The following is an 8,930-nucleotide window of genomic DNA, read 5'->3' on the forward strand; positions in this document are numbered from 1 at the left end:
CGGCGAGCCGTCCACCTCCACCCCGACCCCGACCCCGACCGGCCCGACGCCCAGCCCGACGCCCACCAGCGGGCCGTCGCTGCCGTCGACCGAGAAGCTGCTCGCCTGGGAGTACTCGCTCGACGGCATCGCCTGGCCGGGAGACAAGACGCTGCGGAACGCCGACCTCGCACCCCTCGCCTCCGCCGGGCTGCGGACGACGATCGTGTCGGGCGACAACACCAACGCCGCCGAGCTCGACCGCACGCCGAACGCGCCCGTGACCGCGAACGGCGAGCAGCTCGCGGTCGCCGACCAGCGCCTGTCCGACGCCCTGCGCCAGGCCGTCTCCGCGCCGAGCGACGTGGCCTGGAACACCGCGATGGGCCGGCTCAACGCACAGCTCGCCCTGATCAGCCAGGAGGGAGGCGACGCCCGCCGGCTCCTGATCGCCCTGGACCGCTCCTGGCCCTCCAGCGGCACGCAGCTCGCGCGCACCCTCGACGCGCTGTTCTCCTCGCAGTGGACGACGCCCTCCACGTTCCGCGAGACGGTCTCGGCCGCGCAGACGGAGGGCCTCGCGCTGCAGGACGCGCCCGAGTCCCAGGCCCGGCTCGACAGCATCCGGGCGCTCCTGGCGGACGAGCAGTCGCTCGACCAGTTCGCGACCGTCCTCGACAACCCCGAGACCATGACCGGGCGGGTGCGGGCCCAGTTGCTGACCCAGCTCGCCGTCTCGTGGCAGAACCCGCGCTCCGACTGGACCACGACCGTCGCGGACACCCGTGCGGCGACCGTGAAGACGCTGCACTCCATCCGCATCCTGCCCACCGAGAACGTCAACCTGGTGAGCGCGCAAGGCTCCATCCCCTTCACCGTCAGCAACGAGCTCGACGGGGAGGCCGCCACCGTCGTGCTGATGGCCAGCCCCTCCAACGGCCGGCTCGAGATCGACGGCGACACCGCCAAGCGGATCCTGCCCGACTCGCGCACCAACCTCCTCGTGCCCGTGAAGGCCAAGGTCGGCAACGGCCAGGTGGTGCTCTCGCTGCGGCTCTACAGCCCGACCGGCGTGCCGATCGGCGACCCGAGCTCGGTCACCGTGGATGTGCACGCCGACTGGGAGGGCATCGGCGCCCTGATCCTCGGCGCCCTGCTGGTGCTGCTGTTCGGGTTCGGCATCGTGCGCAACATCGTCCAGCGGCGGCGGCAGCGTCGTCAGCGGGCGCAGGGCGACGAGCCGGAGCCCGCGGAGGCGGCCGAGTCCGCCAAGTCGGCGGAGTCCGCCGAGACCCCGGACGGCGGCCCCCCGCGTGGCTAGCGTCGGCCGCGCGAGCGCCATGCTCGCCTCCGGCACCTTCGTCTCGCGCATCCTCGGCTTCGCGAAGGCGTGGCTGCTGGTGCAGGCGATCGGCGCGATCAGCTTCGCGGCCAACGCGTACAGCACGGCCACGATCGTGCCGAACAGCATCTACGCGATCATCGCGCAGGGCATCCTGAACGCCATCCTGGTGCCGCAGATCGTCCGCGCCTCCGTGAATCCGGACGGCGGGCGGGCGTACATCAACAAGCTCGTCACCCTCGGCATGGTCGTCTTCGCCGCCGTGACCGTGGTCGCCACCCTCCTCGCGCCGTTGCTGATCGCCCTGTTCGGCCTCCGCGGCGCCCAGGGGCAGCTCGCCACCGCCTTCGCGTACTGGTCGCTGCCGCAGATCTTCTTCCTCGGCCTGTACACCCTGCTCGGGGAGGTGCTGAACGCCCGCAAGTCGTTCGGCCCGTTCACCTGGGCGCCGGTGGTGAACAACGTCGTGGCGATCGTGCTGCTCGGCGCCTTCATCCTCGCGTTCGGCGGCTACTCGGGCGGCGCCGGCCGCACGCACTGGACCCCGGGGATGGTGGCCCTGCTCGCCGGTGGAGCGACGCTCGGCATCGCCGTCCAGGCCCTCATCCTGTTCCTGTTCTGGCGGAGGATCGGCCTACGGTTCCGCTTCGACTTCGGCTGGCGCGGCGTGAACCTGGGCACCGCCGGCAAGGCCGCAGGCTGGACCTTCGCCATGCTCATCGCCACCCAGGTCGCCGGCCTGGTCGAGACCAACGTCGCGAACTCGGCGGGGCAGCAGTACGCCGGCCCGTTCGTGCTCGGCAACGCGTGGCTGATCTTCATGCTCCCGCACGGGATCATCGCGGTCTCGATCGTCACCGCCTACTACACGCGGATGGCGGAGCACGCGCACCGCGGCGCGACGGCCGAGTTCCGCCGCGACTTCTCCAGCGCCGCGCGCTCGATCATGTTCTTCATCGTGTTCTCGTCGGCGGCCCTCATCATCGTCGCGTTCCCGGTGGCCCGCGTGTTCACGCCCGACTACCAGGCCATGGGACTCGTCCTGATCGCCTATCTCGTCGGACTGGTGCCGTTCTCGCTGGTCTTCATGGCCCAGCGCGCCTTCTATTCGCTGGGCGACACCCGCACGCCGTTCCTGTTCACGCTCGCTCAGGTGGCTGTCGTCGTGGTCGGCGTGCTCGCCTGCTTCGCCGTCGCGCCGGAGGTGCGGGCCGCGGCCGTCGCGCTGGTCGTGTCGTTCGCCGGGACGGTCCAGGCGGTCCTCGCGTTCCTGCTGCTGCGCCGGCGCACCGGGGGAGTGGATGGGAGGCGCATCCTGAGCGGTCTGTGGCGCTTCGTCGTCGCGGCGCTGGCGGCGATGATCGCGGGCGGAGGCTTCCTCGTCATCCTCGGCGGGGTCGACCAGGGCGCTTTCCCCGTGAGCGGCTTCCTCGGCGCGGTGGTCTCGTCCGCGGTCGTCGGCGTCGTCATGGTGATCGTCTACGTCGGGTTCCTCGGGATGCTGCGCTCGCCCGAGCTGGTGACCGGCATCGCGCCCCTTCTGGACCGGCTCGCGAGGCGATCCCAGCGCACCCCGTGACACGGAATAGCATCCGCCTAGGATGTGTTCTACACGCTGGCGCCCCCGAACGGAGGCACCGCAGACCACAAGGAGTTCCGCCGTGCGGCAGATCATCATCATCGGTTCCGGCCCTGCCGGTTACACCGCGGCCATCTACGCCGCGCGAGCCAACCTCAAGCCGCTGCTGATCGCCTCCTCCGTCGAGGCGGGCGGTGAACTGATGAACACCACCGAAGTCGAGAACTTCCCCGGCTTCCCCGACGCCGTCATGGGCCCCGACCTGATGTTCAAGATGCAGGCGCAGGCCGAGAAGTTCGGCACGGAGATCGTGCTCGACGACGTCGTCTCCGTCGAGCTGACCGGCGAGGTCAAGAAGGTCACGCTGGGCTCGGGCGCCGTGCACGAGGCCCTCGCCGTGATCTTCGCGACCGGTTCGGCCTACCGCAAGCTCGGCCTGGAGGACGAGGAGCGACTCTCCGGCCACGGCGTGTCCTGGTGCGCCACCTGCGACGGGTTCTTCTTCCGCGAGCGCACGATCGCCGTCGTCGGCGGCGGAGACTCGGCGATGGAGGAGGCCACCTTCCTCACCCGCTTCGCCGACAAGGTCTACGTCATCCACCGTCGTGACTCGCTCCGCGCCTCCAAGATCATGCAGGAGCGCGCCTTCGCCAACGACAAGATCGAGTTCATCTGGAACTCGGAGGTCGTGGGCATCGGCGGCAACGAGCAGGTGCAGAACGTCCGCCTCCGCAACCTCGAGACGGGCGAGGAGAGCGAGCTCACCCTCCAGGGCCTGTTCATCGCGATCGGCAACGACCCGCGGGTGCACCTCGTGCACGGCCAGCTCGACCTGACCGACGCGGGTACCATCGCCGTCGACGGACGCAGCTCCAAGACCAACGTGGCCGGCGTGTTCGCCGCGGGCGACGTGATCGACCCCACCTACCGGCAGGCCGTCACCGCCGCCGCGTCGGGGACGGTCGCGGCTCTCGACGCCGAGCACTACCTCACCACGCTGCCCCAGAGCCTGCTGGAGCGCGCCTCCGAAGGCGCCTCCGGCGACCTCGAACTCACGACCACCGCATAAGGAGAATCACACATGTCAGCAGCACGTTCGGTCACGGACGCGACGTTCGAGCAGGACGTCCTCAACAGCGAGAAGACCATCCTCGTGGACTTCTGGGCGGAATGGTGCGGCCCGTGTCGCGCCGTCGGCCCGATCCTCGACCAGATCGCCGCTGAGCACGCCGACAAGATCGACATCGTCAAGCTCAACGTCGACGAGAACCCGCAGACCGCGGCGAAGTACCAGATCACCTCCATCCCCGCGATGAAGGTCTACAAGGGTGGCGAGGTCGTGAAGACCGTCATCGGCGCCAAGCCGAAGCCCGCCCTCGAGGCCGACCTGGCCGCCTACCTCGCGTAGCGCGACCCGTCCTCTCACAGACCCGTCCGGCGCTCATCCGCCGGGCGGGTCTTTTTCGTACCCCCAGGGTTCGTACCCCCGGGCCGTCCTCGATTTCCAGGGGAGCGGGCCCGCTGAATAGCATGGCTGAACGGCAGAGAACGGATGACTCGTGATTGAACAGGGCACCGCGCAGCAGCGCGGCAACAATCTGGACCCGTGGTACGACCACTACGCGAAGCGCACGAGCGGCCTGGCCGCCAGCGAGGTCCGAGCCCTGTTCGCCGTCGCCAGCCGCCCCGAGGTGGTCTCGCTGGCCGGCGGCATGCCGTACGTCGCGGCGCTCCCGGAGGACCTCGTGGTCGGTGCGATGGACCGCGTCATGCGCGAGCAAGGGCCTGTCGCCCTCCAGTACGGGTCCGGGCAGGGCGTTCCGGCACTCCGTGAGCAGATCCTCGACGTCATGGCGCTCGAGGGCATCAGCGGCAGCGCCGACGACGTCGTCGTCACCACGGGCTCCCAGCACGCGCTGGAGCTGTTCAGCAAGCTCTTCATCGATCCTGGCGACGTCGTGCTCGCCGAAGGACCGAGCTATGTCACCGCTATGGTGATCTTCCGCTCCTACCAGGCGGAAGTCGACCACGTGCCCATGGACGAGCACGGGCTGATCCCGGAGGCGCTCCGCGAGCACATCGCCCGCCTCAAGTCCGCCGGCCGCCGCGTGAAGTTCCTCTACACGGTGCCGACCTTCCACAATCCCGCGGGCGTGACGCTGACGTGGGAGCGGCGGCTCGAGATCCTCGAGATCGCGCGGCAGAACGACATCCTCGTGCTCGAGGACAACCCGTACGGCCTTCTCTACTTCGACCAGAAGCCTCCCGCGGCGATGCGCTCGGTCGAGAAGGACGGCGTGGTCTACCTCGGCACCTTCTCGAAGACCCTCGCGCCCGGTTTCCGGGTCGGCTGGGCGCTGGCGCCGCACGCCATCCGCGAGAAGCTCATTCTCGCCAACGAGGCCGCGGTGCTCAGCCCGAGCTCGTTCAGCCAGCTCGTCATCTCGGAGTATCTGCGCGACGCCGACTGGAAGGGTCAGATCGACACCTTCCGCGGCGTGTACCGCGAGCGCAAGGAGGCCATGATCTCGGCCCTGGAGGAGCACCTCCCCGAGCTGCGGTGGACGAACCCGAACGGCGGCTTCTACGTGTGGCTGACCCTCCCTCCGCACCTGGACTCGAAGGCCATGCTGCCGCGGGCGGTCACCGAGCTCGTCGCGTACACGCCCGGCACGGCTTTCTACGCCGACGGCTCGGGGGCGCAGAACATCCGGCTCTCGTTCTGCTACCCGACGCCCGAGAACATCCGCGTCGGGATCCGCCGCCTGGCCAACGTCATCAACGGCGAGCAGGACCTGCTGGACACCTTCGCCGAGACGGGTCCGCTCACCGCGAGCCGGCAGACCCGGACCAGCGCCAACCCGCCGACCGACCTGCGCTGACGCGCTACATTTTGGAAAAGAGCTGATCATGGCGCAAAACGGTGCCCTCGACATCGTCGTCCTCGCCGGCGGGATCTCGCACGAGCGCGATATCTCGCTGCGCAGCGGCCGCCGCGTCGCGGACGGGCTGAACTCACTCGGCCACCACGTCACCGTGCGCGAGCCCGACGCCTCGCTCCTCGGCTTCCTGACCGAGCACCGGCCGGACGTCGTCTGGCCCGCGCTGCACGGGGCGAGTGGGGAGGATGGCGCGCTGCGCGCACTCCTGGAGCTGGCCGGCGTCCCGTTCGTCGGCTCGCGCACCGACGCCTCTCGGCTCGCCTGGTCGAAGCCGACCGCGAAGGCGCTCGTCGCCCGGGCCGGCGTCGCCACGCCACCTGCGGTGACCCTCCCGCGCGAGACCTTCCGCGAGCTCGGCGCCAACAGCGTGCTCGCCACGGTGCTCGACGCGCTCGGGGTCCCTGTCGTCGTGAAACCGGCTCAGGGCGGCTCCGCGCAGGGTGTCACGATCGTGACGAAGGCGGAGGAGCTGCCGCGCGCCATGGTCGACGCCTACACCTACTCCGAGGTCGCGCTCATCGAGCGCAAGGTCGACGGCGTGGAAGTGTCCGTGGCCGTGCTCGACACCGGCGACGGTCCGGAGGCCCTGCCCGCGGTGGAGATCGAGCCGCTCGGTGGTGCCTACACGTTCGACGCCCGGTACAACGCGGGCGAGACCCGGTTCTACGTCCCCGCGCGGCTGGACGCCTCGGTGTCGGAGGCGGTCGCGTCCGCCGCGACGGCCGCCCACTCGGCCCTCGGGTTGCGGCACCTGTCTCGCATCGATCTCATCGTCGATGCGAACGGTGTCCCGTGGTTCCTGGAGGCCAACGTGCTGCCGGGGCTGACCGAGACGTCGATCATGCCGCAGGCCATCGCCGCCTCGGGCCGCGACCTGGGCGATGTGTACGCCGCACTGGCTGTCGCTGCCATCGCAGACGCGGAGTAGGGCGCTTTCGCTGTAGGAACCGCGAACCGCGGGATCTTGGTAGCCCGGGATCCCGCTGGGCCAGCGGGATCGCGCTCAGGAGTAGGCCGGCTGGCCGATCTCCTCGAGGATGCGGTTGAGGTCCTGGATCGTCGCGAAGTCGACGACGATCTGTCCCTTGCGTGCGCCGAGCGAGATCTTGACCCGGGTGTTCAGCCGGTCGCCGAGCTGACCGGCGATCTCGTCCAGGTGTCCGCGGTGCTTGCCCGGCGTCGCCTTGGTCCGTGCCGGTTTCGGCGCCTTGCTGGCGGCCGCCTCCGCAGCTCGGACCGAGAGGTCCTCGTTGACGATCTTGTCGGCGAGCCGCAGCATCGCCTCCTCGTCGGGGGCGAGGGAGAGGATGGCGCGGGCGTGCCCTGCCGACAACACCCCCGCCGCAACGCGTGCCTGGACGGCGGCGGGGAGGCGGAGGAGGCGGATCGTATTGGTGATCTGGGGGCGGGAGCGGCCGATCCGCGTGGCGAGCTCGTCCTGGGTGATGCCGAAGTCGGCCAGCAGCTGCTGGTAGGCGGAGGCCTCCTCCAGCGGGTTGAGCTGTGAGCGGTGCAGGTTCTCGAGGAGCGCATCCCGCAGCATCGCGTCGTCTGCGGTGTCCTTGACGACGGCCGGGATGGTCGCCAGCCCGAGCTCCTTCGTCGCCCGGAGGCGGCGCTCGCCCATGATCAGCTCGTACTTGTCGCTCTGACCCGCCAGCGGTCGCACGACGACCGGCTGGAGCACCCCGACCTCGCGGATGCTGGCGACCAGCTCGGCCAGCGCGTCAGGGTCGAACTCGGTGCGCGGCTGGACCGGGTTCGGGACGATGTCGAGAGGGGAGATGTTCGCCAGTCTCGCGCCGGGGACCGCGACGAGGTCCTCACCGGCGGGCTCGATCGGAGCCGCGGGGAAGAACACGTCGACCGGCCGCGTCGCCTGGTCCGAGGTGGGGATCAGGGCTCCGATACCGCGGCCCAGGCCGGTGCGCTTCGCTGCCATTAGCGGGGTACTCCTCTGCGTGCGATTTCAGCGGCCGCCTCCATGTAGGAGAGCGACCCGGACGAGTTGGTGTCGTAGCTGATGACGCTCTGCCCGTAGCTCGGTGCCTCCGAGATCCGCACCGAGCGGGGGATGATCGTGTTGAGCACCTCCTTGGGGAAGTGCTCGCGCACATCGGCCGCCACCTGGTGGGCCAGGTTCGTGCGGGAGTCGTACATCGTCAGCAGAATCGTGGAGACGCGGAGCTTCGGGTTCAGGTGCCGCTCGATCAGCTGGATGTTCTTGAGCAGCTGGCTAAGCCCTTCCAGCGCGTAGTACTCGCACTGGATGGGGATCAGCACCTCGGTCGCCGCCACGAAAGCATTAATCGTGAGCAGGCCCAGCGATGGCGGGCAGTCGATGAACACGTAGTCGATGTCGTACTCGTCGAGGAACCGCCCCAGCGCCCGCCCGAGCCGCTGCTCGCGCGCGACCATCGAGACCAGCTCGATCTCCGCGCCGGCGAGGTCGATCGTCGCCGGGATGACGAAGAGTCCGTCGAACTCCGGGCTCTTCTGGATGACCTCCTCCAGTTCCCGGTCGTTCACCACGACGTCGTAGACGCTCGGCGTCCCCTCACGGTGCTCCACACTCAGGGCCGTCGATGCGTTCCCCTGCGGGTCCAGGTCGATCACCATCACCCGCGCGCCGGCCTTCGCGAGCGCTGCCGACAGGTTCACCACGGTGGTCGTCTTCCCGACTCCACCCTTCTGGTTCGAGATGGTGAAGATCCGCGTCCGCGACGGCAGCGGCAGCGTCTCCGCGGCGATCGCCTGTCGACGCCGAGCCAGGTCCTGAAGCTCCCGAGCCAGCGGCGTCGACGCATCGAACGCCGACCCACCCGCCTCAACGGGAACATCCTGATCCGGTTGTTTCACGTGAAACCTCGTCGCTCGGTCTGGTGCACGGCACCGGCTACTGTCGGGGACCGGCGCACCGCCGGCGCGCCACTGCTCAACTCTAACCCGCACGACTGACCGCACCCTGTCACGCGCGCGCAATGTGTGGAAAGGATGAGCGGTGTTGCGGGGTGTGGAGTGGTGGAGGGTCGCGGCCGGCGGGGAGCGGGGGAGCGGGGGAGCGGTCCCAACCAGCGGCGATTTGGGG

The 8,930-nt window shown here is 69.6% G+C and carries 8 protein-coding genes; 6 read left to right on the forward strand and 2 right to left on the reverse strand.

Features of this window, described 5'->3' with window-relative positions:
• From ACR9ZG_RS16405 to ACR9ZG_RS16430, 6 genes are all read left to right on the forward strand, one after another.
• A partial coding sequence (locus ACR9ZG_RS16405) for a DUF6049 family protein (RefSeq protein WP_481285920.1) occupies positions 1-1,300 on the forward strand: 1,300 nt, incomplete at its 5' end.
• Positions 1,293-2,900 carry a murein biosynthesis integral membrane protein MurJ gene (murJ, locus tag ACR9ZG_RS16410; RefSeq protein WP_481285921.1) on the forward strand — a complete coding sequence of 536 codons (1,608 nt, stop codon included), beginning with the start codon at positions 1,293-1,295 and terminating at the stop codon, positions 2,898-2,900. The genes ACR9ZG_RS16405 and murJ, both read left to right, overlap by 8 nt.
• An 82-nt stretch (positions 2,901-2,982) precedes the next feature.
• Complete coding sequence (gene trxB / locus ACR9ZG_RS16415; RefSeq protein ID WP_481285922.1) at positions 2,983-3,969, forward strand: thioredoxin-disulfide reductase; 987 nt, start codon at positions 2,983-2,985, stop codon at positions 3,967-3,969.
• A 12-nt stretch (positions 3,970-3,981) separates the two neighbouring features.
• Positions 3,982-4,308, forward strand: coding sequence for a thioredoxin (gene trxA, locus ACR9ZG_RS16420; RefSeq protein WP_481285923.1), 327 nt, complete (start codon positions 3,982-3,984; stop codon positions 4,306-4,308).
• A 151-nt stretch (positions 4,309-4,459) separates the two neighbouring features.
• The gene (locus ACR9ZG_RS16425) at positions 4,460-5,782 is read left to right on the forward strand and encodes an aminotransferase-like domain-containing protein (protein ID WP_481285924.1); all 1,323 of its coding nucleotides are present in this window, start codon (positions 4,460-4,462) and stop codon (positions 5,780-5,782) included.
• A 28-nt stretch (positions 5,783-5,810) separates the two neighbouring features.
• A complete protein-coding gene (locus ACR9ZG_RS16430) occupies positions 5,811-6,770 on the forward strand; it encodes a D-alanine--D-alanine ligase family protein (protein WP_481285925.1) in 960 nt (319 codons plus the stop codon).
• A gap of 75 nt (positions 6,771-6,845) precedes the next feature.
• Here ACR9ZG_RS16430 and ACR9ZG_RS16435 read toward each other — a convergent pair whose 3' ends face one another.
• Both ACR9ZG_RS16435 and ACR9ZG_RS16440 read right to left on the reverse strand, forming a co-directional pair.
• Positions 6,846-7,784 (reverse strand): ParB/RepB/Spo0J family partition protein, encoded by a 939-nt coding sequence (locus ACR9ZG_RS16435; protein ID WP_481285926.1) that lies wholly within the window; start codon positions 7,782-7,784, stop codon positions 6,846-6,848.
• Positions 7,784-8,701 carry a ParA family protein gene (locus ACR9ZG_RS16440; protein WP_481285927.1) on the reverse strand — a complete coding sequence of 306 codons (918 nt, stop codon included), beginning with the start codon at positions 8,699-8,701 and terminating at the stop codon, positions 7,784-7,786. Before ACR9ZG_RS16440 ends, ACR9ZG_RS16435 begins: the two co-directional genes overlap by 1 nt.
• Positions 8,702-8,930: the final 229 nt, after the last annotated feature.

The organism is Leifsonia sp. KNZ12-8B, assembly GCF_056755495.1.